Raw genomic sequence first — 26,550 nt, forward strand, 5'->3', positions numbered from 1 at the left:
GATGCGGATCGGGCGGGCCTGCTCCGTCCGACCGACCCCGCGGGGTCGGTAGGCGGGTCGCGGGAGCGGCGGACGGAAGCTTTAAGGGAGGGGCTGGATCAACCCCTCCGGAATCACCCTTCCAGATCCTGGCCCTCGTCGGGCTCGGGCGCGCCCAGAAGCTCGTCGGCGATCTTGTTGGTCGAGGCGCGCACCGCCGCTTCGATGGCGGCGGCCATGTCCGGGTTCTGTTTCAGGAACTCGCGCACGTTCTCGCGGCCCTGACCGATCCGGGTCGAGTCATAGCTGAACCAGCTGCCGGCCTTGTCGATGACCCCGGCCTTGACCCCCAGGTCGATGACCTCGCCCAGCTTGGAGATGCCCTCGCCGTACATGATGTCGAAGATGACCTCGCGGAACGGCGGGGCGACCTTGTTCTTGACCACCTTGACGCGGGTGGTGTTGCCGACGACCTCGTCGCGGTTCTTGATCGCGCCGGTGCGGCGGATGTCGAGGCGGACCGAGGCGTAGAACTTCAGCGCGTTGCCGCCCGTCGTCGTCTCCGGCGAGCCGTACATGACGCCGATCTTGTGACGGATCTGGTTGATGAAGAGGACGATGCACTTGGACTTTGAGATCGAGGCCGTCAGCTTGCGCAGGGCCTGGCTCATCAGGCGAGCCTGCAAACCGGGCAGGCTGTCGCCCATCTCGCCCTCGATTTCAGCGCGCGGCGTCAGGGCCGCGACCGAGTCGATGACCACGATGTCCACGGCGCCGGAGCGCACCAGGGTGTCGACGATCTCCAGGGCCTGTTCGCCGGTGTCGGGCTGCGACACCAGCAGGTCGTCCAGGTTGACGCCCAGCTTCTGGGCATAGACCGGGTCGAGCGCGTGCTCGGCGTCGACGAAGGCGGCGACGCCGCCCTTTTTCTGGACCTCGGCCACGGTGTGCAGGGCCAGGGTGGTCTTGCCCGAGGATTCAGGGCCGAACACCTCGATCACCCGGCCGATCGGCAGGCCGCCGATGCCGAGCGCCATGTCCAGACCCAGCGAGCCGGTCGAGACGCTTTCGATCTCGGCCACGACGCCGGCCTTGCCGAGTTTCATTACCGAGCCCTTGCCGAAGGCGCGATCGATCTGCGCGATCGCCGCCTCCAGAGCGCGTTGCTTGTCACCGTCTTCTTTACCCACGAGCTTCAATGCCGCCTGTGCCATTGGTTTTCTCTCCCTTGCCATGATTCCATTCTGGGCTTTGGGAGAGACCCGCCAAGGACCCGCTCCCTCTGTGAGAAGGACTATGTGCATGGTTTGTTCTGGTTCACAAGATGTTCTCATTTGAGCGGGTGAGAACAAATGTGGACTACGACCGTTTCTGACGTGACTGGCGCCCGGTCCAGAAGGGTCTGGCGTCGTGGAAACGCCCGCAAGCCTTGATCCCGGCGGCCAACAGGGCGGCCTCGTCCCGCTCGCGCCGGCCGATGACGCGACCGGCGGCGAAGGCGACCTCGGCGTCGTCCAGTTGGGCCACGACGGGGATCCTGTCGCGCGCCACGGCCAGGTCATTCAAGGCGCCAAGCGTGTCCTGCACCCGTTCGAGCGCCTTGAGGTAGCGGGCGCGGCGGCGGCGGGCGGGAAACAGATCGGCGAAGAACTCGGCGGCGTAGCGCAGGCGCTTGGCGCGGATACGCAAACTGTGGCGGGCCTGGACGTCCAGACCGCACAGGTCGCGGGCGCGGCGCTCGACGTGACGGTGCAGTCGGTCCAGAGCTTCGGCGGCGAAGGGCGCGACCGGATCGTCGGGCAGGGCCGCCGTCTCGATCCAGGCGGTCGTCTCCAGCATCAGCAGGGCGTAGCGCGGCGAGCCTATGGCGGAGAGGACGCGGTCATAGGCCCGACCCCGCGCGGTCAGCAGGTGACGGCCCAGTTGGGCCAGGTCGGGCGAGGGAGCCTCCAGTGCGGCCGGATGGAAGACCTCACGGATGAAGACGTCCAGATCGCGGGCCGCGTCCGCCTCTCGCGCCAGCCACTTCAGCTCGATTTCGATGCGCTCGCGTCCAGGCTCGGCCAGCATCGGCTTGAAGACGCCGACGGCGGCGCGCAGGCGACGCAGGGCCACGCGCATCTGATGCACGGCCTCGGGGCGGCGTACGATGCGCAGCAACTCGGCGTTGGCCGAGACCTGGGCCAGACAGGCCATGGCGATGAGACGGAAGGCGGTCGCCGTCGAGGTCTGGGGCGACAGGGGCGTGGGCGCGGCGCGTCGGGGGCTGCGGCGCTCCCCGTCGGCCAGACGCCAGCCGCGTTCCGACTTGTTCTCGAACACCGGGACGATCGCGAGGTCGCGCGCCAGCCGGCGCGCCAGGGTGAAGAGGGCGGCGGGCGGCCCTGCCTTCAGCTCCAGCTCCAGTTCATAGATGGGCTCGCGGCGGTCGCCCCCCTCCGGGTCTATGGCCGATAGCTCGCCGGCGTCGAAGGCGACCTCGATCCGGGCGCCGTCCCAGTCGACCATGCGGATGCGGCGCACGACCGTGGCGGCGAAACGGGGCGACAGGTCGCGACGGCGCCCCTTCAGCCGCTTGTGGGCGGGCGTGGTCTTGAGCGCGGCGAGGTCGAGAGACTCGGAGGCGACGGGGACCTCCCATTCGTCGCGAGCGGTCTGGCCGGGGGCGGCCTGACGCTTCAGGGTCTGGACGAAGCCGTCGGGCGTCGTCCGCACCCGCAGGCCGCATCCGGCCGCGCGCAGGACGCCGTCGGGGGTGTCAAAATAGACCGAGCGAAGATGTTGCGTCGTCTGCGGCCCTTGCAACGCCGGATGGCCTGACAGGCCCACGACCGCGCCCGGCCCGAGGCGGAACTTCAGTTCGATTTCCGTCGAGGGCGCGGCCATGAGGGGCAGTCTAGGCCTCTGACCGTCATCCCGGAAGCGGCGAAGCCGCTATCCGGGACCACAGGAAACGCAGGCGGCGCCTCTCTGCGAGAGGCTGGGCCGGGATGACGGGGCAACCGGGCGCGTGATCCTCCCCTGCGCAGCGGAGGAGGGGGACCATGCGCAGCATGGTGGAGGGGGCGAGGTCGGGCGCTACCGTTGTAGTTTGGCGGAGCGGCGTGGGTCATTTGCCGAAAAGGGCGTTTGCATCCGCCCCCTCCACCGCCTGCGGCGGTCCCCCTCCCCCGTGAACGGGGGAGGATTGAGCGATCAGGCCCGCGCCACCTGGAAGCCCGCGAACGACTGGCTGACCGGCATCAGCTCCAGGGCGTTGATGTTGAGGTGGGGCGGCAGGGTGGCGACCCAGAACAGGGTCTCGGCGATGTCCTCGCCGGTCATCGGCTTGGCACCGCCGTAGAGGGCGTCGGAGGCGGCCTGGTCGCCGCTGGTGCGGACTAGGGTGAACTCGGTCTCGGTCATGCCGGGCTCGATGGAGGTGACGCGGACCCCGGTCCCGTGCAGGTCGGAGCGCAGGCCCAGCGAGAACTGGCGCACGAAGGCCTTGGTCCCGCCATAGGCGTTGCCGCCCTTGTAGGGATAGGTGGCGGCCACCGAACTGATGTTCAGGATGGCGCCCTTGCGCGCGATCAGGCGCGGCAGCAGGCGCCGGGTGATGGTGACCAGGCCGGTGATATTGGTGTCGATCATCTGGCGCCACTGGTCCAGATCGGCGTCCTGGGCGGCGGCGGTGCCCAGCGCCAGACCGGCGTTGTTGATCAGGACGTCGATGTCGCCAAAACCCTCGGGCAGGGCGTCCAGGGCCGCGTCGATGGCGGCTTCGTCGCGAATGTCGAAGACGAGGGGGTGGACCACGTCCGCGCCCAGTTCGGCGACCAGAGCGTCGAGCCGGTCGGCGCGGCGGCCGGTGGCGATGATCTTCCAGCCGGCGGCGGCGAAGCGGCGCGCCGCAGCCTGGCCGATGCCCGCCGTGGCGCCGGTGATGAGGACGGTTCCGCTCATGGTCTGCTCCTGTTCGCTGTCGCCGGTTGTCTAGCGCCGCCTTGAGGCGTGTTCAAACAGCGAAACGGCGATCCTCCCCTGCGGAGCGGGGGAGGGGGACCATGCGGAGCATGGTGGAAGGGGGCGAGGTCAGGCAGCTTGGATAAAGGTCGGGAGCGGGGTTGGCGAATTTTTGAAGGCGGGGCGGCTGTATCCGCCCCCTCCACCGCCTGCGGCGGTCCCCCTCCCCCGTGAACGGGGGAGGATTTAGGGCGTCCCTCAGGCGGCCCGGTTCTTCACCAGGTCGTCGACGACCGAAGGGTCGGCCAGGGTCGAGGTGTCGCCCAGCGCCCCCAGTTCGTTCTCGGCGATCTTTCTCAAAATCCGCCGCATGATCTTGCCGGATCGGGTCTTGGGCAGGCCCGGCGCCCACTGGATGACGTCAGGCGCGGCGATGGGGCCGATCTCCTCGCGGACCTGAGCGACCAGGGCCTTGCGCAGAGCATCGGTGGGCTCGACCCCCTTGTTCAGGGTGATATAGGCGTAGATGCCTTGACCCTTGATGTCGTGGGGGAAGCCGACCACGGCGGCCTCGGCCACGTCGTCGTGCAGGACCAGGGCGCTTTCGACCTCGGCGGTGCCCATCCGGTGGCCCGAGACGTTGATGACGTCATCGACCCGGCCGGTGATCCAGTAGTAGCCGTCGGCGTCGCGGCGGCAGCCGTCGCCGGTGAAATACTTGCCCGGATAGGTCGAGAAATAGGTCTCGAAGAAGCGCGCGTGGTCGCCGTAGACGGTCCGCATCTGGCCCGGCCAGCTGTCGGTGATGACCAGATTGCCCTCGGTCGCGCCCTCCAGAACCACGCCGTCGGCGTCGACGATCTGCAGCTCGACGCCGGGCAGGGGTTTGGTGGCCGAGCCCGGCTTGAGGTCCGTCGCGCCGGGCAGGGGGGAGACCAGGACGCCGCCGGTTTCCGTCTGCCACCAGGTGTCGACGATGGGCAGGCGGCCGTCGCCGACCACCTCGTGATACCAGCGCCAGGCCTCGGGATTGATCGGTTCGCCGACCGAGCCCAAAAGGCGCAGGCTCTTGCGGCTGGTCGCCTTCACCGGCGCGTCGCCTTCGCGCATCAGCGAGCGCAGGGCGGTGGGGGCGGTGTAGAATATCTCGACCTGATGCTTGTCGATGACCTCCCAGAAGCGGCTGACGGTCGGATAGTTGGGCACGCCCTCGAACATCAGGGTCGTGGCCCCATTGGCCAGAGGGCCGTAGATTCCATAGGAATGCCCGGTCACCCAACCCACGTCGGCGGTGCACCAGAAGACCTCGCCGGGGCGATAGTCGAAGACCAGTTCGTGGGTGTAGCCGGCCCAGAACAGATAGCCGCCGGTGGTGTGCAGCACCCCCTTGGGTTTGCCGGTCGAGCCCGAGGTGTAGAGGATGAAGAGCGGGTCCTCGGCCTGCATCGGCTCGGGATGGCAGCTGGTCGTGACCTTGGCCGCCTCGGTCTCATAGTCCCGGTCGCGGCCCTCGACGAAGCCCACATCCGCGCCGGTGTGGCGGATCAGCAGGACGCCGTCGACGCCCGCGACCTTTTCCAGCGCCTTGTCGACATTGGCCTTCAGCGGGACCTTCTTGCCGCCACGGCAGCCCTCGTCGGCGGTGATGACGAAGGTGGAGCCGCAGTCCTCGATGCGCCCGGCGATGCTGTCGGGCGAGAAGCCGCCGAAGATGACCGAGTGGACCGCGCCGAGGCGGGCGCAGGCCAGCATGGCGTAGGCGGCTTCGGGGATCATCGGCAGATAGATGGTGACGCGGTCGCCTTTGCGGACGCCGTTGGCCTTGAGCACATTGGCCATGCGGCAGACGCGCTCATGAAGCTGGCCGAAGGTCACGTGCTCGCTGTCGGTCGGTTCGTCGCCTTCCCAGATGATGGCGACATCGTTCTCGCGGTGGGGCAGGTGGCGGTCGATGCAGTTGGCCGAGACGTTCAGCACTCCGTCTTCGAACCAGCGGATGTGGAAGTCCGCCTTGTTGAACGACACGTCCTTGATCTTCGACGGGAAGGTCATCCAGTCGAGGCGTTTGGCCTGTTCGCTCCAATAGAGGTCGGGGGTCTCGCGCGCGGCGGTCCGGGCCGCCTCATAGCCGTCGCGGTCCATATGGGCGCGGGCGGCCAGGTCGGCGGGGACAGGATAGAGTTCCGGATCAGACACGCGCGCTTTCCTCCCAGTTTCTCGGTTCTAGAAGCCGTATTTTGCGAACAGGATCAGACGGGTCATGTCGCCGTCCAGTCCCGATTCCAGCTTCCGGTCAGCGAACATCAGTTCGGCCCCGACATCAAACGCCGTGACCGGCGACCAGATCAGGTTGGCGTGGAGGCTCTGGGCCGAGCGGTTGGCGCCGGTCCCCGTCAGCAGCACGTCATTGTCCACCTTCTGCGCCGACCAGATCAGGCTGGAGCGCCAGCCCGGCGTCCAGACATGGCGATAGGCGGCGAAGCCCGCGATCACGCCGATGGCGTCCAGTTCGCCCGAGGCGTCCACGACGGCGTCGTTGGAGAAGTTCAGTCCCAGATAGCGACCTACGCCTTCGCCGCCCGACAGCATGAAGCGCAGATCGTCCTGGGCCCCGACCTTGACCTTGGCCGAGGCCGACAGACCCCAGCCGGTCGCCGTGCCGTCGATGTTGGTCGCCGGGTTCTGATATTTCAGCTGCCGCAACAGGCCCGCGAACTGAACATCGCCCCACGGGCGGCTGATGGCGTAGCGCGCGGTCAGGTCAGGCAGGCTGTTGTCGTCTGCCACGACGCGCGTCCCGCCGCCGAAGGGGGTGACCGTGGTCTCGGGGTTCTCGACCGAGACGGAGAAGGGACCCCGCGTGTAGCGGACCTGCACCTGCCGCGCGAAGACCGTGCCCTCGGCGGCGCCGATGAAGTCCGCCGATTCCGGCAGGACGGCGGTGTTCTGGAAATTGGTCCATTCCTGACCGATCAGCCAGTTGTCGATGGTGACGAAGGCGCGACGCAGGGCGGGGTTGGAGGGGCTGGTGATGCGCTGGTCGCCGGTTCCCGGCAGGCTCTGGAAGTCCATCTCCAGACGCGTGCCGACCTTGTGGCCACCGACCAGGCCGTCGGTGGTCAGCCAGAAGCGGGTCTGGCGGGCGTTGAAGTCCGTGGCCGTGTCCTCGCCCGCCCCGCCGACCGGGATGGAGCCGGGCACGTGATAGTCGCGCAGCAGGTCGCCGTTCGGCGGATCGCCGTCGGAATAGTTCGACGCCATGGCGTCGACCTTGATGAAGCCGCCGAACTTGACCGTATGGTCGCCGATGCGGAAGCCCTCTTCGCGGGTCGCAGTCGACACGGGCGTCGGCGCGGGCGGCGCGGCGGCCGGTCTGGTCTCGAGTCGGATAATGTCCTGGGCCTGGGTCGTCTGCTGGCTGCGTGCGGCGGCGACCTCGGATTTCAGGCTGTTCAGCTCGGCTTCGAGCAGGGCGATGCGGGCTTCCAGCGCCGCATTGGCGTCCTGGGCCAGGACAGCCCCGGGGGCGAACAGCAGCGCAGCCGCAGCCGCGCCGCCCAGCAGGCGGTATCTTCCCATGTCATCTTCCTCCCGGGTGCGTCTGATGCGAACCTCGAGGCGACAGCATTCCGCGCGGGGGCGGTATGCGGCCATTAGCCATTGGTCTAGTTTCGACCAAAGTCGAGGCGCGGCATGGTGTCGTCACAGCGCGGCCTCGACCCGAAAAGAACCGCGTGCGGGAAGGACTTTCATGGATCGCATCGTCGTCGCCGACGACCACCCTCTGTTTCGGGCGGCGTTGAGATCGGCCGTCGAAAAGGCCGCGCCCGGCGTCGTGATTGCGGAATGCGCCAGTCTGGTCGAGGTTCTGGCAGCGCTGGGCGAAGCCGCGACCGACCTGCTGCTGCTGGACCTGAAGCTGTCGGACAGCGAGGGCATGGGCGGGCTGAGCCGTATCCGCGCCGAGCATCCCGCCGTCCCCGTCGCCGTAGTCTCGGCCAGCGAAGAGGCGCCGACCGTGCGTCGAGCCCTGGCGCTGGGCGCCGCGGGCTTCATCCCCAAGTCCGCCGCCCTGCCGGTCATGGTCGAGGCCATCACCGCCATCCTGTCGGGTGATGCCTGGGCCCCGGACGTCGGCGCGCCTGGACCCGAGGAAGGCGATCTGGAAGCCCGCATCGCCAGCCTGACGCCGTCCCAACTGCGCATCCTCGAAGGGTTGCGGGCCGGACGTCTGAACAAGCAGATCGCCTTCGACCTCGGCGTCACAGAGGCCACCATCAAGGCCCACCTGACCAGCGTCTTCCGCAAGCTGGGGGTGCATAACCGGACGCAAGCGGTGATTTTGGCGCAGTCGATCGACCTGTAACGCGACGCCTCTCCCTCCCACTTGGGGGAGGGTGGCTGACGCGCAGCGTCAGACGGGTGGGGGCGCTTCGGCAAATCAAGCGTGGCGCCCAGCATCGCCACGCCCTCCCCACCCGGTCGTTTCGCGACCACCCTCCCCCAAGTGGGAGGGAGATTTTTCGTTCAGCGCGACAGAAACGCCTTCAGGGCCGCCGGTTTGACCGGCTTGGGCAGCAGGGTCGCGCCCGCCGCCGTCGCCGTTTCCTTCAGCCCCTCGCGGGTGTCGGCGGTGACCAGGCCGATGCGGCGCAGGCCGCGTGCGCGCAGGGCGGCGACCACGCTCAACCCGTCCGCCCCGTCGCCCAGGTGCAGGTCGATCAGGGCCGCGTCGAACGGTCCCTTGGCGGCGATCCCCTCGGCCACGGTGCGCGCCGTGGTCGTCTGCGCGCCCCAGCGGCTCAGCAGGGCGGTCAGGGCGTCGAGGATGGCCGGTTCATTGTCCACGCAAAGCACCCGAAGTCCCGCCAGCGGCAGGCGGGCGTCGCTCTCGACCGGAACAGCAGGCGCGACCTGGGCATGGGCGCGGGGCGCGCTGACGCGGAAGGTGGTGCCGCGCCCGACGCGCGAGGCCATCGACAGCGGGTGGCGCAGCAGGTTTGACAGCTTCTGTACGATGGCCAGGCCCAGGCCGGCGCCGGGCTCGTCGACGGGGGCGCCGGGCAGGCGCACGAACTCGCCGAAGACGCTTTCGCGGTCTGCATCCGGGATGCCGCGTCCCGTGTCGCAGACGAGCAGCTGCACCGTCGCGCCATCGCGCCGCGCCCCGACCAGAACCCGGCCCCGGTCGGTATAGCGGATGGCGTTGCCGACCAGGTTCTGCAGCATGGACCTCAGCAGGTCGGGGTCAGACGCGACCCAGAGGCCCGAGGGCACGACGCTCAGCCGCAGCCCCTTGGCGCGGGCCATGGGGGCGAACTCGCGGCTCAGTTCGGCGAACAGGGCGTCCAGCGACAGGGGGGCCACGGCGGGCTGGACCCCGCCCGCCTCCAGCTTGGACAGGTTCAGCAGCGCGGTCAGCAGGCGGTGGGCGCTGTCGATGGACCGGTCTGCGTTGGCCGCCAGCCCGCGCCCCGCGGACCCCGGCGCCAGTGACGGCTCCTCCTTCAGGGCGGCGATGAACAGGCGCGCGGCGTGCAGCGGCTGCAACAGGTCGTGGCTGGCGGCGGCGAGGAAGCGGGTCTTGGACGCCGTGGCGTCCTCGGCCAGACGGCGGGCCTCCTCCAGCCGTTCGGTGCGGTCGGCGACGCGGGCCTCCAGCCGCTCGTTGGCTTCCTTCAGCTCCCGAGCGGCGCGGCGCAGGGCGGTGATGTCCGTGTAGCTGGTGGCGTAGCCGCCGCCGGGAATAGGGGCGCCCGAGGAGCGCAGGATGCGGCCGTCAGGCTGCTCACGCTCGTGGTCGTGAGGGATGCGGCGCGACAGGGCCTCCAGCCGCCGCTCGATCCAGGCCTCGATGTCGCCGGCGTCGGCGTCGGTCTCGCCGCGCTCGGCGTTCAGGCGATAGACGGCGGCGATGGGCAGGCCGACGTGGACGAAGCCGGCGGGCAGGCCGAACATCTCGACATAGCGCCGGTTCCAGGCGGTCAGGCGCAGGTCCTCGTCCACCACGCTGACGCCCTGGTCGATATTGTCCAGGGTGGTCTGCAGCAGGTCGCGGTTGAACTGGACCGCCTGCGAGGCCTCGTCGAGCATCCGCACCACGTCCTCGGGGGCGCGGCCCCCGGCGGCCAGGGCGGCGGCGATGACGCGGCGGGCCGAGGCGGCGCCGATGGCCCCCGCCAGCATCCGCTCGGCGGCGCGGGCCAGCCCGGCGTCGGCGGGGTCGGCGTCGCGCAGCTTGATCTCGGTCTCGCGCGCCCAGGCGGCGAAGGCCCGCTCAGCCCGCTCGTCGCCGATGAAGCGGGCGACCAGGGCCTTGAGGTCGCCGACCGAGGCCCCGGCCAGACCGCCGCTCCCCTCCATCCAGTCGGGACCCAGCCGGTCGACGAAGGCGCGGGCCTGCACCCGGTCGATCAGGCGCGGGCGGCCCAGCTTCGACACCAGGACGAAGACGCCGAGGTTCAGCGCCAGGCTGAGGAAGACCCCCGCCGCAAAGGGGTCGGCCAGCCCCATCATGGCCGGAACGTTCAGACCGAAGCCGGGCCCCAGCTGCGGGGCGGCCAGCATGATCAGCCAGACCGTCATGCCGACGCCCAGCCCGGCCAGGGCGCCCCGCGCGCGCCCGCCGCGCCACAGCACCGCGCCGAACAGGGCTGGCGCCAGCTGGGCCAGGGCGGCGAAGGACACCAGCCCCATGGCCGCCAGACCCCGCGACTGGTCCATGGCCTGATAATAGACCCAGGCCATCAGCAGCAGGACGATGATGGCGATCCGGCGGATGTTCAGGATGGCGCGCGCCATGTCGCCGGCGCGCTCGCCCCGACGGCGGCGCTCGGCGGCCAATAGGGGCAAGACCAGATTGTTGGACACCATGGCCGACAGGGCCACGGCCTCGACGATGACCATGGCGGTCGCCGCCGAGAAACCGCCGACGAAGACAATGGCGGTCAGGGCCGAATGTCCGGCGTTCAGCGGCAGGGCCAGCACCAGCAGGTCGGGATTGACGTGGGGCGCGAACAGGCCGCCCGCCGCCACGAGGGGCAGGACCGCCAGACTGGTCAGCAGCAGATAGACGGGGAAGATCCAGCGCGCCCGCCGCACCTGGGCCGGATCGCCGCCCTCGACGAAGGCGACGTGGAACTGACGCGGCAGGCAGAAGATGGCCAGGGTCGCCACCAGCACGATGGCCCAGAACCGTCCGTCCAGATCAGGCCAGCGCGCCAGGTCGCCGAGGCTGGCGGTCACGTCGGCCGAGGCCGGGGCGCGCCCCAGCAGGATCAGGGCGAAGACGGCGACGGCCAGCAGGGCCGCCAGCTTGACGATGGACTCGATGCCGATGGCCTGGATCAGGCCGCGGTTGTGCTCGGTCAGGTCAGGACGGCGCGCGCCGAACAGGATGGCGAACCCCGCCAGCACCCCGGCCATGACCAGAACCGTCAGGCTCTCGGACCCCGCCACCGGCGTCCCCGCCGTCAGCATCTCGCCGGCCATCGACAGGGATTTCAGCTGCAGGGCGATATAGGGCAGGGAGCCGAGAATCGCGACCACGGCCACCGCCGCGCCCAGCGCCGGGCTCTTGCCGTAGCGCGAGGAGATGAAGTCGGCCATCGACCCGACGTTCTCGCGCCGGGCCGCCGCCGCGATCCGCTTCCACAGCGGGAACAGGACCGTCACCCCCAGGGCCGGGCCGACGTAGATGGGCAGGTATTCCCAGGCCGAGCGCGCCGCCGTCCCCACCGCGCCGTAATAGGTCCAGGAGGTGCAGTAGATGGCCAGCGACAGGGCATAGAGCGACGGCCCCAGCGCCCCGCCGCGCGTCTTGATCGACGGCCGTTCGTACCACCAGGCCACCGCGAACAGGGTCGCCATATAGGCGGCCACCAGGGCCAGGGTCGCGAGGCTGAACATGACCGGCATCTGGGACTGAGCGGGGCCTTGGGACAAGGAGAAAAGGGGGAGCTCCCACTATTCCCGCTCATCCCGGCGGACGCCGGGATCCAGTAGGAGCCACAGTCGCCACGGCGGAAATGGCGGTTTATGCAGCCAAAGCACTGGATCCCGGCGTCCGCCGGGATGAGCGGTTAGAAGTAGCTCTTGAGCAAAAGAAGAAGGGGCGGCCCGACCGAAGCCGAGCCGCCCCTGTTACGCTGGCGAACTCCAGGCGTTACGCGTTCAGGTCGACGTCCTTGCCTTCCTTGACCAGCAGGAAGCCCAGCACGACCGTCGCCACCGCCACCACGATCGGATACCAGAGGCCGTAGTAGATATTCCCCGTGGCCGCGACCATGGCGAAGGCCGTGGTCGGCAGGAAGCCGCCGAACCAGCCGTTGCCGATATGATAGGGCAGGGACATCGAGGTGTAGCGGATATTGGTCGGGAACATCTCGACCAGGGCCGCCGCGATCGGCCCGTAGACCATGGTCACGTAGAAGCCGAGGATGAAGAGGATCAGCACCACCATTGGCTTGTTGACCAGGGCGCTGTCCGCCTTGGCCGGATAGCCGGCGGTGGTCAGGGCCTCGCCCAGGCCTGCGTCCCAGGTCTTCTTCTGTGCGGCGAAGTCGGCGGTGGTCATGGCGTCGCCCCGGAAACTGGGGACCACGGCCTGATCGCCGATGCGGACCTCGGCCACCGTGCCGGCGGGCGCGGCGACATTGGTGTAGGTCACGCCCGCCTTGGCCAGATAGGACTTGGCTACGTCGCAGGAGTGGTTGAACACCGTCTTGCCCACGGGGTCGAACTGCAGATGGCAGTCGGCAGGGTCAGCATAGACCGTGACCGGCGCCGAGGCCGCCGCCGCCGCCAGACGCGGGTTGGCCGCTTCCGTCAGGGCGTTGAACAGGGGGAAGTAGGTGATCGCCGCCAGCAGGCAGCCCGCCAGAATGATCGGCTTGCGCCCCACCTTGTCCGACAGCCAGCCCCAGAAGATGAAGAAGGGCGAGGCCAGCAGCAGGGCGATGGCCAGCAGGACATAGACGAGGGTGGCGTCGACCCGCAGCACCCGCTCCAGGAAGAAGAGGGCGTAGAACTGGCCCGTGTACCAGATGACCGCCTGACCGGCCGTCAGACCGACAAGGGCGATCAGCACCAGCTTCAGGTTCGGCCACTTCATGAAGCTGTCCTTCAGCGGGGTCTTGGACCCCTTGCCTTCGGCCTTCATGCGCTTGAACGACGGGCTTTCAGCCAGCTTCAGGCGAATCCACAGCGAGACGCCCAGCAGCAGGATCGAGACCAGGAAGGGAATGCGCCAGCCCCAGGCGGCGAAGGCTTCCTCGCCGACGGCGAAGCGGACGCCCAGGATGACCAGCAGGCTGAGCACCAGGCCCGCCGTCGCCGTGATCTGGATGAAGGAGGTGTAGAAGCCGCGCTTGCCCTGCGGGGCGTGCTCGGCGACGTAGGTGGCGGCGCCGCCGTATTCACCGCCCAGCGCCAGACCCTGGATCAGGCGCATCAGCACCAGGATGATCGGCGCCGCGATGCCGATGGCGGCATAGGGGGGCAAGAGGCCGACCACGAAGGTCGACAGGCCCATCAGCAGCATGGTGACGAGGAAGGTGTTCTTGCGTCCCCACAGGTCGCCCAGTCGCCCGAAGACGATGGCGCCGAAGGGGCGGACCGCAAAGCCGGCTGCAAAGGCCATCAGGGCGAAGATGTAGCCGGTGGTCTCGTTCACGCCCGAGAAGAACTGGACGGTGATGATCGCGGCCAGCGAGCCGTAGAGATAGAAGTCGTACCATTCGATGACGGTGCCGACGGACGACGCCAGAATCACGAGCCGGTCGTTCTTGTCGACCGTGTGTTCCGCGCCCTCCGCCGCACCTGCGGTGCGGTCGGTCATGGGCAGTCCCTTCCTGTATGGCCGCGTTTCGCGACCGGTTCCTCGCGATCCTGTGGCCGGATCGTCGAACGGAGAGTGACAGCAGGGCGGCGGATTTGCAGAGAGCGACTTTGGTCGAACGGCGGCGTCTGTCGAACAGATGCGGCGCAAATATCGGTCAAAGCGCCGTTTCAGTGTTGTCGCAGCGAGCGACAGAGGCCACATGAAGGTTTGACGTCGCCATTGGCGACCCGGCGCGAGAGGACATCAATGGCCCGTAAGCCCAACTACAGTTTCGAACGGCAGGAGCGCGAGCGCGCCGACGCCAAGAAGGCCGAAGCCAAGGCTGCGGCCAAGGCCGCCAAGAAGGCCGCCAAGGCCGCAGGCGAACCTGACGACGACGCCCAGCCGTCCGAGGACTGACGTCCGGGCGCAGACGCGGGGGTCCTACAGCCCCATGCAGATGTATTTCAGCTCGAGGTAGTCCTCGATGCCGTGGCTCGAGCCTTCGCGACCCAGGCCGGATTGCTTGATCCCGCCAAAGGGGGCGACCTCGGTGGAGATCAGGCCGGTGTTGACGCCGATCATGCCGGTCTCCATCGCCTCGGCCACGCGCCAGACGCGTCCCATGTCGCGCGCGTAGAAGTATCCGGCCAGGCCGAACTCGGTCGCATTGGCCAGCCTCAGCGCCTCGTCCTCCGTCTCGAAACGGACGACGGGGGCGACGGGGCCGAAAGTCTCCTCCTTGCAGATCAGCATGTCGGGCCTGACGCCCGACAGCACTGTCGGCTGGAAGAAGGTCCCGCCGAGAGCGTGCCGCTGGCCGCCGGTCACGACCGTCGCGCCTTTCGCCACGGCGTCGGCGATATGCTCCTCAACCTTCTTGACGGCCTTGGCGTCGATCAGGGGGCCGATCTGCACGCCGTCTTCCAGCCCGGCGCCGACCTTCAACGCGGCGGTCGCCTGGGCCAGCTTGGCGACGAACTCATCGTGGACGGACGACTGCACGTAGAAGCGGTTGGTGCAGACGCAGGTCTGGCCGCCGTTCCGGAACTTGGAGGCCACGGCGCCGGCCACCGCCGCGTCGATGTCGGCGTCGTCGAAGACCAGGAAGGGGGCGTTGCCGCCCAGTTCCAGGCTCATCTTCTTGATGGTCTCGGCCGACTGCCGCATCAGGGTGCGGCCGATCTCCGTGGAGCCGGTGAAGCTGATCTTGCGCACGATCGGGTTTGACGTCAGCTCGCCGCCGATGTCCGAGGCCGAGCCCGTCAGGACGTTGAACAGGCCCCTGGGCAGGCCCGCTTCCTCGGCCAGCACCGCGAGCGCCAGCGCCGACAGCGGCGTCTGGCTGGCCGGTTTCAGCACCACGGCGCAGCCGGCGGCCAGGGCCGGGCCGACCTTGCGGGTGATCATGGCGGCGGGGAAGTTCCACGGGGTGATGGCGCCCACCACCCCGACCGGCTGGCGAATGGCGATCAGACGTTTGGAAGCATCATGGGTGGGGATGACGTCGCCATAGGTCCGCTTTCCCTCCTCGGCGAACCACTCGATGAAGCTGGCGGCGTAGGCGATTTCGCCCTTGGCCTCCGTCAGGCTCTTGCCCTGTTCGCGGGTCAGCAGACGGCCGAGCGCCTCCTGCTCGCTCATCATCAGGTCGAACCAGCGGCGCAGGACGCGAGCGCGTTCGCCCGCTGTCTTGGCGGCCCAGGGCTTCATGGCGGCTTCGGCGGCGGCGATGGCGCGACGGGTCTCTGCGGCGCCCATGTTCGGCACGTTCGTCAGGATCTCGTCGGTGGCCGGGTCGCGGACCTCGAGGATCGCGCCGTCGTCGGCCGCAACCCAGGCCCCGTCCAGGAAGGCGAGGCTGCGCATCAGGCGGTCGGCGGCGGCGGGCGAGGGCATGGCGGCAGGCTCCGTTCAGGTCGCCGTCGATAACGCCCCGAAGCGCGTCCGGCTGCAACCCTCAAAGGATCAGCCCAGCGCGAGCCCCATGCGGACCAGGGCGGACAGGCTTTCGGCCTCCATCTTGGTCATGACCTTGGCGCGAAAGACCTCGACCGTGCGCGGGCTGATGTCCAGCTCCAGGGCGATGGCCTTGTTCGAGTGACCGTGGATCAGGGCGTCGAAGACCTGCCGCTCGCGCGGCGTCAGTCGTGTCAGCCGCTCTTCGGCGGCGACGCGGGCGGCCTGCTCGTGACCCACGTGGTTCAGTCGGGTCAGACAGCCGCGAACCGTCTCGATCAGGCGGCGCGGATCAAACGGCTTTTCAATGAAGTCGACGATGCCGGCCTTCATCATCTGCACCGCCATGGGCACGTCCGCGTGTCCGGTGATAACGATAACGGGCCAGGCATGACCGCGCAGCCTGGCCAGGCGACGGACGACCTCGTCGCCGTCCATATCCGGCATGCGAACGTCGGTGATGACGCAGGCGGTCGCGTCCTCGGGCAGGGCGCTGAAGAAGTCGACGCCGCTGGCGAAACCCCGCGCGCGGATGCCCTCGCTGCGTAGCAACATCAGCAGGGAGTCGCGAACGGCGGCGTCGTCGTCGATAATGAAGACCGAATGGAGGCTCATGCGTTCTCGACGCTCGATTCGCGATTGAGGGTGAAGGAGAAGGCGGCGCCCCCCAGCGCGCTTCTCGAAACCTGCAGCCGACCGCCGTGGCTTTCGACAATGGTGCGGGTGACGGACAGGCCCAGGCCCATGCCGCCGGACTTGGTGGTGGTCAGCGGTTGGAAGATTCGTTCGATCTGGTCGTCGGCGATGCCCGGGCCGTTGTCCTCGACGCTGATGCGGTAATGCGTCGCCGAAACCGGGCGGCCGAAGATGACGACCTCGGGCGCTGCCTGGTCGCCGACGGCCTCTACGGCGTTGCGGGTCAGGTTGACCATGGCCTGCTGGAACTGGATGCGCTCGGCCTGGACCCGGTCATCCTCAGCGGCGACCTCCATGCGGATGGCGACCCCCTTGCTGGAGCCGATCATGTTCAGGATGGGGCCAAGATCCTCGACCATGGATGAGGCGCGCTCGCTGTCCAGCTTGCGCGCTTCCAGCGACAGCAGCTCGCGCATGCGGCGGATGATCTTGCCTGCGCGCAGCAACTGTCCCTTGGCCAGTTCCACGGTGCGCAGGGCGCTGTCGCCCAGGAGGCCGGCCCTTTCCATATCCACCTGACTGGCGTGCAGGTAGGTGGCGGCCGCGCTGAGCGGCTGGTTCAGCTCGTGGGCCAGGGTGGCGGCCATCTCGCCCAGCGAGTTCAGTCGCCAGACCTTGTTCAGCTGCGCGTGCAGTTCGCGGGCCTGGGCGTCGGCCGCGTGCCAGCGACTCAGATCCGTCAGACACAGGGCGATGTGCGGCTGGCCGTCCGCGTCCGGCGCCAGTCCGTACTGGATGCTCAGGGGGAAGCCGCCGCCATCGGGGCGCAACCCGGTCCAGTGCCCCTCACGCGCTTCCAGGGCGCCGCCCGATGCGCCTGCGCCTAGGATCGCCTCTACGTCGAACCCGGGGGCGAGCAGAGCGAAGGGGCGTCCCCTGGCGACGGTTTCCGGAAGGTCGAACAGGGTCGCGGCGGCGGGGTTCAGGCTTTGAACGGCGCCACCGGCGTCCAGCGTCACGACGGGCACGGAGGCGAGGGCGGTGTTCAGCATGGCGTCCTTGGCCGCCAGTTGCCGTGACAGGTCGCGCGTGCGGTCCTGCATGGCGCGCATGGCCCAGCAGACCTCGGCGAGAATCCAGGAAACCCCTGCGAAGAGGAAGGCGTTGGTGGCCGCGTCGGTCAGGCTCTCGCGGGGCACGAGGGTCAGGTTGACCGCGATCGACAGGATGGCCGCCAGGGCCGTGGCGGTCCGGCCCGCGAGCAGGGCCGTAATCATTACGGCGGGAACCATCGGCAGATAGTAGAACTGGCCCAGACCTTCGAGCAGGCTTCTGAAGCCCAGGGCCCCCGCCACAGCGATGATCGCCAGCAGTATCCCGCTCCAGCGTCGACGCGTTACGGCGCTTGCAAGAGGCAGGATGCTATCCATCACCGATTGAATGGGGCCTCTCCTCACACTTCTGTTGGTTGAGCGGGGAAGCTGTAGAAGAGCAATCTACAGAATCACGCCGAAGCGCGCCTTCTATACATAGGTCGGCAGTTTCGCAACCCGACGTTAACTATGAGAATTGTCGGCCACGCTTAAGTCTTAATTGATGTCGCCATTTTGTATAGCGGCAAAAAAACGGCAATTACTGAGAAGATGGTTTCTTTCCATTAACGATGATGCCGGGGCCTTGGTGTTCAAGAACGAAGCCTTGCGTCCGAGGCGGGCATTTGTAGCAACTTCTGGCGACTGCGGGTTTCTACGTATCGCTTGATTTACAAAAATCTACGGTTGTTGGGCCAGATAGACCTCACAGTCACCGAGGTAGAAATGCTCGTCCAACAGAGTACCGCTCAGCGCCAGAACGGCGCGGCCATCGTCCCCCTTCTCGCCGGCCTCGCCGTCGCCCTGGGTGTTTCCGGCGCCGCACAGGCGCGTTCCATCGACGCCCCTGACTTCAGCGTTCAGATCGGCGTGGCCAGCGAATATGTCGGCAAGGGTCTGGGCAAGAGCGCCGGCGACCCCAGCGTCAACGGCGCCGTCGAAGTCTCCAGCGGCGACTTTTACGCCAGCGTCTTCGCGTCGACCGCCAAGCTGTCGCAGGGCTCCGACGCCGAGATCGTCAGCGCCATCGGCTGGCGCCCTGATGCGGCGGGCTTCCAGTTCGATCTGTCGGTCGTGAACCGCGACCTGCCCGGCACCCGCGCCGGCGTGGACGCCAACTTCTGGGAATATCAGGCGGACGCCTCGCGAAAGCTGGGACCGGTCAATACTCGCCTGCGCATCAACTACACCCCCGACGGTTTCGCCGCGACCAGGGAAGCCTGGTGGGTCGAACTTCAGGGCACGGTTTCTGTCGGTCCCAAGACCAAGGCCTCGGCCGCGATCGCTGACCGCACGGCGGACGGCGGCGCGGAATACGCCGCCTGGAACGTCGGCGTGAAGCACAAGCTGACTGAAAAGCTGGCTGCGGACGTGCGTTGGTATGACACCGACAGTCATGCCCTGGGTGAAAACTATGACGGACGCCTCGTCGGCGCCCTGACCTACGCTTTCTGATTTCGGGGGATCGAGACAATGAGCTTTATCAACAACCTTCCGGTTTCCCGGAAACTCTTCGCAGCCTTCTCGGCTGTCTTCCTGGCCATCGGCGCCATGGGCGCGGTGATCGGCTACAGCCTCTGGCAGCTCGAGATTTCAGACAAGCAGCGCAGTCAGGAAAACAGCATCAATCGCGAAACCGCAAAAGCGGAGTTCTATCTGTCGAAGCAGGAGAACGCGATGCGCGGCTTCCTGTTGTCGACCGACAACTACTATCTTGAGCGCCTCGATTCTCACCGGGACAACTTCAAGAAGGCGCTGACCGGTATTCGCGCCCAGGTCGGTTCCGATCGCAGCGTGCATATCGACGAGGCCGATAAGGCGGCCGACGCCTGGTTCGAGAATATCGTCACCAAGGGCGCGGCTCTGGCCCGGAACCCGGCGACGCGCGCCGAAGCCATCGCCATGGTCGGTCCTGACGGCGCCGCCGACGGCTACATCACGCCGGTGGAAGAAGCCGTCGACGCCCTGCGCACCAAGAACGACGCCGCCCTGCAGGCCGCGCGCGACGAGCAGGACGCCGCCACCGCCACCGCGACGCTCAGCCTGATCATCGGTCTGATCGCCGCCGCCCTGATCGCGGCTGTCGCCGGCTTCATCGTGACCGGCCTGATCGCCAAGCCCATCACCGCCATGACCTCGGCCATGCGTCGCCTGGCGGGCGGCGACAAGACGATCGTGGTTCCGGCGATCGGTCGCAAGGACGAGGTGGGCCACATGGCCGACGCTGTCCTGGCCTTCAAGGACGCCGCCATCGCCAACGACCGCCTGGAAGCAGAAGCTGTGGCCCAGCGGGCGGCCGCGGAAGAAGAGCGCGCTCGCGTCGAGGCCGAGAAGGCCCGCACCGCCGAGGAAGACCGCGTGGCCATCACGGCCCTGGGGCAGGGGCTGCAAGCCATGGCTGGCGGCGATCTGACGCACCGCATGACCGTCCAGGTCGCGCCGCGCGCCGAACAGCTGAAGACCGACTTCAATACGGCCATTGTCCAGCTGGAACAGGCCGTCGCGGTGGTGGTGTCCAACGTCGCCGCCATCCGGTCGGGTTCGAGCGAGATTTCGCAGGCTTCGGACGACCTGTCGCGTCGCACCGAGCAGCAGGCGGCCTCGCTGGAAGAGACCGCCGCCGCCCTGGATCAGATCACCGCCACGGTGAACAAGACCGCCGACGGCGCGCGTCAGGCCTCCGGCGTGGTGCAGTCCGCACGCGGCGACGCCGAGAAGAGCGGTCAGGTGGTGCGCGACGCCGTCGCCGCCATGAGCCAGATCGAGCAGTCGTCCAACCAGATCGGCGACATCATCGGCGTCATCGACGAGATCGCCTTCCAGACCAACCTCCTGGCCCTGAACGCCGGCGTCGAGGCCGCCCGTGCAGGCGACGCCGGCCGCGGCTTCGCCGTCGTGGCCTCGGAAGTCCGGGCCCTGGCCCAGCGCTCGGCCGAAGCGGCCAAGGAGATCAAGACCCTGATCTCGGCCTCGGGCCAGCAGGTCGGCGCGGGCGTCAACCTGGTCGGCCAGACGGGCGAGGCCCTGCAGCGCATCGTCAACCGCGTGGCCGAGATCGACAGCCTGGTCTCGGAAATCTCGGCCTCGGCCCAGGAGCAGGCCACCGGTCTGCAACAGGTCAACACCGCCGTGAACCAGATGGACCAGGTCACGCAGCAGAATGCGGCCATGGTCGAGGAATCCACCGCCGCCAGCCATTCGCTGGCCCAGGAGGCCGACACCCTGGCCGCCTCGGTGTCGCGCTTCCGCACCGGCCAGGCCGCCGCCCCGGCCGCCGCCCCGACCCACCGGCCCGCCGTGGCGCCTGCCCGCCAGTCTCAGCCTGTGGCCCAGACCGTCGCTGCGCTCAAGACCGTCGGTCGCGGCGGAGCCGCTCTGAAGCCGCAGGCGGTCGAAGACGGCTGGGAAGAGTTCTGATGACGGCCCTTCTCGCCCTTCCGGCCGTGCTTGATCTGCGCGCTGCCGAACCCCTGAAGGCGCAACTCCTGGCCGTGCGCGGCCAGGAGACGGCGCTGGACGCTTCGGCGGTCGAACGCCTGGGCGGCCTGTGCCTTCAGGTCCTGCTGTCGGCGCTACAGACCTGGCGCGCCGATGGTCAGGCCCTGACCTTCGTCAATGTCTCCGAGGCTTTCGCCTCGCAATGGGGCGCCTTTGGCGCCTCAGCCTCTGATCTCGCGGCGCAAGGCCAACTCGCATGACCAAGACAGTTCTCACCGTCGACGATTCACGCACCATGCGCGACATGCTGATGCTGGCGCTGAAAGACGCCGGCTACCGCGTGGTTCAGGCCGAGGACGGCATCCACGGCCTTGAGGTGCTCCAGGCGGAAAGGCCGGACATCGTGATCACCGACATCAACATGCCCCGCATGGACGGCTTCGGCTTCATCGAAGGCATGCGCGCCGATCCGAACCACAAGGCCACCCCGGTTCTGGTCCTGACCACCGAGAGCGACGCGGCCAAGAAGCAGCGCGCCCGCGACGCCGGGGCGACCGGATGGATCGTCAAACCCTTCGACCCGGCCAAGCTGGTCGACGCCGTCCGTCGCGTCGCGGCCTGAGGACTACAAGATGAGCGACGATCCGTTCGAGGCCATCAAGGTCACCTTCTTCCAGGAGTGCAGCGAACTGCTGGGCGATCTGGAAGCCAATCTGCTGGCGCTTGAAACCGGCCAGGGCGACGGCGAGACGATCAACGCCGTCTTCCGCGCGGTCCACTCGGTCAAGGGCGGAGCAGGGGCCTTCGGTCTGGAAGACCTGGTGCGTTTCGCTCACGTCTTCGAGACCCTGATGGACGAGCTGCGCTCGGGCCGTAAGGAATGCGACGACGTCACGATCAAGACCTTGCTGCGGGCCTCGGACGTGCTGGCCGACCATATCGCCGCCGCCCAGGGCACGAAGCCGCCGGTGGACGCCGCGCGCTCGGCCGGTCTGGTCGCCGAACTGGAAGTTCTGACCCACGGTCAGGCCAGGCCGGCTGCGCCTGTCGCCGCCGCGCCGGTTGAGGATGATTTCGGCTTCACGCCGCTGACCCTCGATCTGGCTGACTTCGGCGCGCCGGTCGAACTGCCGTCGCTGGAGCTGCCGTCGCTCGACCTGCCGCCTCTGGCTGCGGCGCCGGCCGCCGGGTGGCGCATCGTCTTCCGTCCGCATCCGCGCCTCTACGCCAGTGCCAACGACGTCAGCCTGCTGCTGCGCGAACTGGCCCGCCTGGGTCAGACCTCCGTCCAACTAGACGACAGCGGCCTGCCGTCGCTGGACGCGCTGGACGCCGAAGACGCCCATCTGATCTGGACCATCGACCTGTCGGGCGACGCCTCGGAGGCGTCCGTGCGCGACGTCTTCGACTTCGTCGAGATGGACTGCGACCTGAGCATCACCGCCCTGGCCCCCGCCGCCTCGGCGGACCTGCCGGGCCTGCCAGAGCTGCCGGCCCTGGCCGCCGCGCCCGTCGAGCCCGATTTCGACATCGCGACCCTGCTGGCTCAGGCGACCGCCGCCGCGACCGACATGACGCCGGCGCCCGCTGTTGCTCCGGCTCAGGCTCCGGCCCCCATCGCGCCCGTGACTGCGCCCAAGCCCGCGGCCCCGGTTGTTGCTCCGGCTCAGGCCGCAGCGCCGGCGGCCCCGGTCGGTCCCGCGCCGGTGACCATCCGCGTCGATCTGGATCGCGTCGATCGCCTGATCAACGTGGTCGGCGAACTGGTCATCCAGCAGGCCATGCTGGCCCAGCGCGTGATGGAGAGCGGCCTGGCCCGTTCGTCGGACATCGCCCTGGGTCTGGAAGACCTGGAGCTGCTGACGCGCGACATCCAGGACAGCGTCATGGCCATCCGCGCCCAGCCGGTGAAGTCGGTGTTCCAGCGCATGCCGCGTCTGGTCCGCGAAGTCGCCGAAATGACCGGCAAGCGCGTGCGTCTGGTCACGGCCGGCGAGGACACCGAGGTCGACAAGACCGTGGTCGAACGCCTGGCCGAGCCGATCACCCACATGCTGCGCAACGCCATCGACCACGGGCTGGAAAGTCCCGAGGAACGCGAGGCCGCCGGCAAGCCTGCTGAAGGAACCGTCCGTCTGGCGGCCCTGCACCGCTCGGGCCGGATCGTCATCGAGATCGCCGACGACGGCAAGGGCATCAACCGCCCCCGCGTGCGCGGCATCGCCGTGGATCGCGGCCTGATCGCCGAGGACGCCGTCCTGACCGACGACGAGGTCGACAACCTGATCTTCCTGCCGGGCTTCTCCACCGCCGAGACCATCACCGACGTCTCGGGCCGGGGCGTCGGCATGGACGTGGTGCGCCGCTCCATTCAGGCCCTGGGCGGCCGCATCTCGATCAGCTCGGTGCCGGGCAAGGGGTCGACCTTCACCCTCAGCCTGCCGCTGACGCTCGCCGTGCTGGACGGCATGGTCGTGGCCGCCGCCGAGCAGACCCTGGTGGCGCCCCTGTCGGCCATCGTCGAGAGTCTCACGCCGCGTGTCGAGGACATCCACTATGTCGGCGGCCATGACGCCGTGATCCGCTTCCGCGAGGAGTTCGTGCCCCTGGTGGACGTGGGGCGGGTCATGGGCTTCCGCGACGACGCCACCACCCTGAACGGCGGCGTGGTCATGATCGTGGAGACCGAGGCCGGCTCGCGCGCCGCCCTGCTGGTCGACGCCATCAACGGTCAGCGCCAGGTGGTCATCAAGAGCCTGGAAACCAACTACCGCCACGTCGACGGCGTCTCCGCCGCGACCATCCTGGGCGACGGCAGCGTCGCCCTGATCCTCGATATCGACGCCCTGGTCCTGGCCGGGCGCCGCAAATCCAACCGCCCCGAACTGAAGATGGCGAGCTGAGCAACATGACCGAAGTCACCTCCAACGTCGCCGGCGCCGACCGCGAATTGATCGCCTTCCGCATCGGCGAGCAGGAATTCTGCGTTGACATCATGAACGTCCGCGAGATCCGCGGCTGGACCCCCGCGACGCCCCTGCCGCGCTCGCCCTCCTACATGAAGGGCGTCATCAACCTGCGCGGCATCGTCCTGCCGATCATCGACCTCGGCGCCCGCTTCGGCCTGGCCACCGCCGAGCCGACCGCCCGCCACGTCATCATGGTGGCCCACATCGGCAACCGCATGGTCGGCCTGCTGGTCGACGCCGTGTCGGACATCGTGCAGCTGACGGACTCGACCATCCAGCCGACGCCTGATGTCGCCAGCGACCATGTGAAGACCTTCGTGAAGGGCATCTTCGCCGTCGAAGGCGGCCGCATGATCAGCCTGATCGACCTCGACCACGTCCTGCCGGCTGAAAGCGAAGCCGAAGCCGCATGACCACCGCCTCCGGGCGCACGTCCCTGGTGGAAGGCGAGTTCGTCTTCACCGCCGAGGACTTCCGCCACATCGCCCAGACCCTGCACGCCCACGCCGGCATCGCCCTGAGCGAGGGCAAGGCCGCCCTGGTCTATTCCCGCCTGGCCAAGCGCCTGCGGGTTCTGGGGTTGCGCAGCTTCCGCGACTACTGCGCCCTGATCGAGGGCGTGGAGGGCGTCGACGAGCGTCAGGCCATGACGGCGGCCCTGACCACCAACGTCACCCGCTTCTATCGCGAGCCGCACCACTTCGACCACCTGCGTGACAAGGTCATGCCTGAGCTGGCGGCCCGCGCTCGCGCCGGAGGCCGCGTGCGGCTGTGGTCGGCGGCCTGTTCCAACGGGCAGGAGCCCTATTCCATGGCCCTGACCGTGCTGGACGTCCTGCCGGAAGCGGCGGATCTGGACGTGCGCATTCTGGCCACCGACATCGACCCCAACATGGTGGCCGAGGGGGCGGCTGGCGTCTATTCCGACGAACTTCTGTCGCCGGTGCCGGCCTCGGGCCGCAAGCATTTCACGCCGGTGCCGGGAAGCGTCGGGCAGTTCAGCGCCGATGCGACCCTGCGTCGCCTGGTGTCCTTCCGCGAACTGAACCTGATCGGCGACTGGCCCATGCGCGGCAAGTTCGACGTCATCTTCTGCCGCAACGTGGTCATCTATTTCGACGATGCAACCCAGGAAATGGTCTGGGGCCGCTTCACCCCGATGATGGCGCCCGGCGCCACCCTCTACATCGGCCACTCCGAGCGCGTCAGCGGCCCGGCTACAGCCCAGCTGCAGACCTGCGGCCTGACGGCCTACAGGCTGGGAGGGCGGGCATGAGCAACCCCGTCCGCGTCCTGGTGGTCGATGACAGCGCCACGATGCGCAGTCTGATCAGCGCCGTCCTGCGCCGCGATCCCGAGATCTCGGTTGTCGGCACGGCCGCCGATCCGCTGGAGGCCCGCGCCGCCATCAAGGAACTGAACCCCGACGTCATCACCCTGGACGTCGAGATGCCCAATATGAACGGGCTGGAATTCCTCGAGAAGATCATGCGTTTGCGGCCCATGCCGGTGGTCATGGTCTCGACCCTGACCCAGGCCGGGACCGACGTGACCCTGGCGGCGCTGGAGATCGGCGCGGTCGATGCGGTGGCCAAGCCCGCGCCCGGCGTCTCGGCCCAGGAAGCCTTCGGCGACCTGGCCGAAAAGGTGAAGATCGCCGCGCGTTCGCGCGTGCGTCCGCTGGAAACGCGCGAGGCCAAGGTCGTGGACGGCGCCTATCGCGCCGATCCGAACCATATCCTGGCCATCGGCGCCTCGACCGGCGGGGTCGAAGCCCTGCTGAACATCCTGTCGGCCTTCCCCGCCAACTGTCCGGCGACCGTCGTCACCCAGCACATGCCCGCCACCTTCACCAAGAGCTTCGCGGCCCGTCTGGACAAGGCGTCCGGCGCCACCGTCACCGAGGCCGAGGACGGCGCACCGCTCAAGGCGGGTCATGTCTATATCGCGCCGGGCGGGGAGGCTCATCTGGAGGTTTCGGGCGGACGCTGCCGCCTGGTCCGCGCCGATCCGGTCAACGGCCACCGTCCGTCGGTGGACGTCCTGTTCAACTCGGTCGCCCGGCTGGGCCGCCCCATGACGGGCGTCATCCTGACCGGCATGGGCAAGGACGGGGCCAAGGGCCTGCTGACCATGCGTCAGGCCGGCGCCCGGACCCTGGGTCAGGATGAGGCTTCCTGCGTCGTCTACGGCATGCCGCGCGCCGCCTTCGAAATCGGCGCCGTCGAGCGTCAGCTGTCTCTGCCCCGCCTCGCCCCCGCCATTCTCGAACTGTGCGCCGCCGGTGCGCCCGCCTCAAAGCCTGTTGCGTAAGGACTGCCTATGCCCGCCGCTTCCGCCCTCAATGTTCTGGTCGTGGACGACCAACTGACCATGCGCTCCCTGATCCGCAACAGCCTGCAACAGATCGGCGTGCGCGAGATTTCGGAGGCCGCTGACGGCGAGATTGGTCTGCGTTCGGCCATCACCAAGCCGGTCCATCTGATCATCTCCGACTTCAACATGCCGAACCTGGACGGCCTGGGCCTGTTGCGCGCCATCCGCGCCCACCCGCCGACGTCCAAGACCGCCTTCATCATGCTGACCGGCCGCGCCGATCGCGAACTGGTGCAGCGCGCGGTCCAGTTCGGCGTCAACAACTATCTGGTCAAACCCTTCACCACCGCCCAGCTGAAAGAGAAGCTGGAAGGCGTCTTCGGCCCGCTGACGTGAA

At 68.3% G+C, this 26,550-nt stretch carries 21 protein-coding genes; 11 read left to right on the top strand and 10 right to left on the bottom strand.

The annotated features are described in order from the left end of the window. Nucleotides 1-113 precede the first annotated feature (113 nt). From recA to ACOZBP_RS12140, 5 genes are all read right to left on the bottom strand, one after another. Complete coding sequence (recA, locus tag ACOZBP_RS12120) at nucleotides 114-1,193, bottom strand: recombinase RecA (RefSeq protein ID WP_422676691.1); 1,080 nt, start codon at nucleotides 1,191-1,193, stop codon at nucleotides 114-116. A gap of 145 nt (nucleotides 1,194-1,338) precedes the next feature. After that, nucleotides 1,339-2,865: a CHAD domain-containing protein gene (locus ACOZBP_RS12125; protein ID WP_422676692.1), complete on the bottom strand. Its 1,527-nt coding sequence runs from the start codon at nucleotides 2,863-2,865 to the stop codon at nucleotides 1,339-1,341. 309 nt (nucleotides 2,866-3,174) lie between these two features. Further along, the gene (locus tag ACOZBP_RS12130; protein WP_422676693.1) at nucleotides 3,175-3,924 is read right to left on the bottom strand and encodes an SDR family NAD(P)-dependent oxidoreductase; all 750 of its coding nucleotides are present in this window, start codon (nucleotides 3,922-3,924) and stop codon (nucleotides 3,175-3,177) included. A gap of 258 nt (nucleotides 3,925-4,182) precedes the next feature. Continuing rightward, a complete protein-coding gene (gene acs, locus ACOZBP_RS12135) occupies nucleotides 4,183-6,120 on the bottom strand; it encodes an acetate--CoA ligase (RefSeq protein WP_422676694.1) in 1,938 nt (645 codons plus the stop codon). Nucleotides 6,121-6,147: 27 nt separating this feature from the next. Beyond that, complete coding sequence (locus ACOZBP_RS12140; protein WP_422676695.1) at nucleotides 6,148-7,503, bottom strand: DcaP family trimeric outer membrane transporter; 1,356 nt, start codon at nucleotides 7,501-7,503, stop codon at nucleotides 6,148-6,150. 172 nt (nucleotides 7,504-7,675) lie between these two features. Between ACOZBP_RS12140 and ACOZBP_RS12145 the strand changes: the two genes are divergently transcribed. After that, the gene (locus ACOZBP_RS12145) at nucleotides 7,676-8,290 is read left to right on the top strand and encodes a response regulator (protein WP_422676696.1); all 615 of its coding nucleotides are present in this window, start codon (nucleotides 7,676-7,678) and stop codon (nucleotides 8,288-8,290) included. A gap of 161 nt (nucleotides 8,291-8,451) precedes the next feature. Here ACOZBP_RS12145 and ACOZBP_RS12150 read toward each other — a convergent pair whose 3' ends face one another. Together ACOZBP_RS12150 and ACOZBP_RS12155 are read right to left on the bottom strand one after the other, a co-directional pair. Then, on the bottom strand, nucleotides 8,452-11,832 hold the full coding sequence (locus tag ACOZBP_RS12150) for a PAS-domain containing protein (RefSeq protein WP_422676697.1): 3,381 nt from the start codon (nucleotides 11,830-11,832) through the stop codon (nucleotides 8,452-8,454). Nucleotides 11,833-12,088: 256 nt separating this feature from the next. After that, nucleotides 12,089-13,762, bottom strand: a complete 1,674-nt coding sequence (locus tag ACOZBP_RS12155; RefSeq protein ID WP_422676698.1) for an MFS transporter — start codon at nucleotides 13,760-13,762, stop codon at nucleotides 12,089-12,091. Nucleotides 13,763-14,011: 249 nt separating this feature from the next. On the opposite strand from ACOZBP_RS12155, the gene ACOZBP_RS12160 reads away from it, so the two are divergent. Continuing rightward, nucleotides 14,012-14,164, top strand: a complete 153-nt coding sequence (locus tag ACOZBP_RS12160; protein ID WP_422676699.1) for a hypothetical protein — start codon at nucleotides 14,012-14,014, stop codon at nucleotides 14,162-14,164. Nucleotides 14,165-14,188: 24 nt separating this feature from the next. Here the strand turns inward: ACOZBP_RS12160 and ACOZBP_RS12165 are convergent, their stop codons facing one another. From ACOZBP_RS12165 to ACOZBP_RS12175, 3 genes are all read right to left on the bottom strand, one after another. Further along, complete coding sequence (locus ACOZBP_RS12165) at nucleotides 14,189-15,643, bottom strand: NAD-dependent succinate-semialdehyde dehydrogenase (protein ID WP_422676700.1); 1,455 nt, start codon at nucleotides 15,641-15,643, stop codon at nucleotides 14,189-14,191. A gap of 69 nt (nucleotides 15,644-15,712) precedes the next feature. Continuing rightward, complete coding sequence (gene fixJ, locus ACOZBP_RS12170) at nucleotides 15,713-16,318, bottom strand: response regulator FixJ (protein ID WP_422676701.1); 606 nt, start codon at nucleotides 16,316-16,318, stop codon at nucleotides 15,713-15,715. Then, nucleotides 16,315-17,769, bottom strand: a complete 1,455-nt coding sequence (locus ACOZBP_RS12175) for an ATP-binding protein (protein WP_422676702.1) — start codon at nucleotides 17,767-17,769, stop codon at nucleotides 16,315-16,317. Before ACOZBP_RS12175 ends, fixJ begins: the two co-directional genes overlap by 4 nt. A 387-nt stretch (nucleotides 17,770-18,156) precedes the next feature. Between ACOZBP_RS12175 and ACOZBP_RS12180 the strand changes: the two genes are divergently transcribed. The 9 genes from ACOZBP_RS12180 to ACOZBP_RS12220 are packed head-to-tail and all read left to right on the top strand — an operon-like array spanning nucleotide 18,157 to nucleotide 26,549. Beyond that, the gene (locus ACOZBP_RS12180; protein ID WP_422676703.1) at nucleotides 18,157-18,885 is read left to right on the top strand and encodes a TorF family putative porin; all 729 of its coding nucleotides are present in this window, start codon (nucleotides 18,157-18,159) and stop codon (nucleotides 18,883-18,885) included. A gap of 18 nt (nucleotides 18,886-18,903) precedes the next feature. Further along, a complete protein-coding gene (locus ACOZBP_RS12185; protein ID WP_422676704.1) occupies nucleotides 18,904-20,847 on the top strand; it encodes a methyl-accepting chemotaxis protein in 1,944 nt (647 codons plus the stop codon). Next, nucleotides 20,847-21,128 carry an STAS domain-containing protein gene (locus tag ACOZBP_RS12190; RefSeq protein ID WP_422676705.1) on the top strand — a complete coding sequence of 94 codons (282 nt, stop codon included), beginning with the start codon at nucleotides 20,847-20,849 and terminating at the stop codon, nucleotides 21,126-21,128. Before ACOZBP_RS12185 ends, ACOZBP_RS12190 begins: the two co-directional genes overlap by 1 nt. Beyond that, on the top strand, nucleotides 21,125-21,490 hold the full coding sequence (locus ACOZBP_RS12195) for a response regulator (RefSeq protein ID WP_422676706.1): 366 nt from the start codon (nucleotides 21,125-21,127) through the stop codon (nucleotides 21,488-21,490). The genes ACOZBP_RS12190 and ACOZBP_RS12195 overlap by 4 nt, the downstream gene beginning before the upstream one ends. A 10-nt stretch (nucleotides 21,491-21,500) precedes the next feature. After that, entirely contained in the window at nucleotides 21,501-23,771 is a 2,271-nt protein-coding gene (locus tag ACOZBP_RS12200; RefSeq protein WP_422676707.1) for a chemotaxis protein CheA, read from the top strand. A gap of 5 nt (nucleotides 23,772-23,776) precedes the next feature. Further along, complete coding sequence (locus ACOZBP_RS12205) at nucleotides 23,777-24,250, top strand: chemotaxis protein CheW (RefSeq protein WP_422676708.1); 474 nt, start codon at nucleotides 23,777-23,779, stop codon at nucleotides 24,248-24,250. Further along, on the top strand, nucleotides 24,247-25,113 hold the full coding sequence (locus ACOZBP_RS12210) for a CheR family methyltransferase (RefSeq protein WP_422676709.1): 867 nt from the start codon (nucleotides 24,247-24,249) through the stop codon (nucleotides 25,111-25,113). Before ACOZBP_RS12205 ends, ACOZBP_RS12210 begins: the two co-directional genes overlap by 4 nt. After that, nucleotides 25,110-26,150 carry a protein-glutamate methylesterase/protein-glutamine glutaminase gene (locus tag ACOZBP_RS12215; RefSeq protein ID WP_422676710.1) on the top strand — a complete coding sequence of 347 codons (1,041 nt, stop codon included), beginning with the start codon at nucleotides 25,110-25,112 and terminating at the stop codon, nucleotides 26,148-26,150. Before ACOZBP_RS12210 ends, ACOZBP_RS12215 begins: the two co-directional genes overlap by 4 nt. Nucleotides 26,151-26,159: 9 nt before the next feature. Then, on the top strand, nucleotides 26,160-26,549 hold the full coding sequence (locus tag ACOZBP_RS12220; protein ID WP_422676711.1) for a response regulator: 390 nt from the start codon (nucleotides 26,160-26,162) through the stop codon (nucleotides 26,547-26,549). Nucleotide 26,550 lies beyond the last annotated feature (1 nt).

This window comes from Brevundimonas sp. NPDC058933 (genome assembly GCF_049315965.1).
Taxonomy (GTDB): Bacteria; Pseudomonadota; Alphaproteobacteria; order Caulobacterales; family Caulobacteraceae; genus Brevundimonas.

Coding starts and splice junctions, on each gene's coding strand:
- recA (WP_422676691.1), bottom strand. CDS start 1,193: ATGGCACAGGCGGCATTGAAGCTCGTGGGTAAAGAAGACGGTGACAAG.
- ACOZBP_RS12210 (WP_422676709.1), top strand. CDS start 24,247: ATGACCACCGCCTCCGGGCGCACGTCCCTGGTGGAAGGCGAGTTCGTC.
- ACOZBP_RS12215 (WP_422676710.1), top strand. CDS start 25,110: ATGAGCAACCCCGTCCGCGTCCTGGTGGTCGATGACAGCGCCACGATG.
- ACOZBP_RS12150 (WP_422676697.1), bottom strand. CDS start 11,832: ATGTTCAGCCTCGCGACCCTGGCCCTGGTGGCCGCCTATATGGCGACC.
- ACOZBP_RS12195 (WP_422676706.1), top strand. CDS start 21,125: ATGACCAAGACAGTTCTCACCGTCGACGATTCACGCACCATGCGCGAC.
- ACOZBP_RS12180 (WP_422676703.1), top strand. CDS start 18,157: ATGCTCGTCCAACAGAGTACCGCTCAGCGCCAGAACGGCGCGGCCATC.
- ACOZBP_RS12220 (WP_422676711.1), top strand. CDS start 26,160: ATGCCCGCCGCTTCCGCCCTCAATGTTCTGGTCGTGGACGACCAACTG.
- ACOZBP_RS12155 (WP_422676698.1), bottom strand. CDS start 13,762: ATGACCGACCGCACCGCAGGTGCGGCGGAGGGCGCGGAACACACGGTC.
- ACOZBP_RS12145 (WP_422676696.1), top strand. CDS start 7,676: ATGGATCGCATCGTCGTCGCCGACGACCACCCTCTGTTTCGGGCGGCG.
- ACOZBP_RS12190 (WP_422676705.1), top strand. CDS start 20,847: ATGACGGCCCTTCTCGCCCTTCCGGCCGTGCTTGATCTGCGCGCTGCC.
- ACOZBP_RS12130 (WP_422676693.1), bottom strand. CDS start 3,924: ATGAGCGGAACCGTCCTCATCACCGGCGCCACGGCGGGCATCGGCCAG.
- ACOZBP_RS12205 (WP_422676708.1), top strand. CDS start 23,777: ATGACCGAAGTCACCTCCAACGTCGCCGGCGCCGACCGCGAATTGATC.
- ACOZBP_RS12165 (WP_422676700.1), bottom strand. CDS start 15,643: ATGCCCTCGCCCGCCGCCGCCGACCGCCTGATGCGCAGCCTCGCCTTC.
- ACOZBP_RS12140 (WP_422676695.1), bottom strand. CDS start 7,503: ATGGGAAGATACCGCCTGCTGGGCGGCGCGGCTGCGGCTGCGCTGCTG.
- ACOZBP_RS12125 (WP_422676692.1), bottom strand. CDS start 2,865: ATGGCCGCGCCCTCGACGGAAATCGAACTGAAGTTCCGCCTCGGGCCG.
- fixJ (WP_422676701.1), bottom strand. CDS start 16,318: ATGAGCCTCCATTCGGTCTTCATTATCGACGACGACGCCGCCGTTCGC.
- ACOZBP_RS12160 (WP_422676699.1), top strand. CDS start 14,012: ATGGCCCGTAAGCCCAACTACAGTTTCGAACGGCAGGAGCGCGAGCGC.
- ACOZBP_RS12175 (WP_422676702.1), bottom strand. CDS start 17,769: ATGGATAGCATCCTGCCTCTTGCAAGCGCCGTAACGCGTCGACGCTGG.
- ACOZBP_RS12200 (WP_422676707.1), top strand. CDS start 21,501: ATGAGCGACGATCCGTTCGAGGCCATCAAGGTCACCTTCTTCCAGGAG.
- ACOZBP_RS12185 (WP_422676704.1), top strand. CDS start 18,904: ATGAGCTTTATCAACAACCTTCCGGTTTCCCGGAAACTCTTCGCAGCC.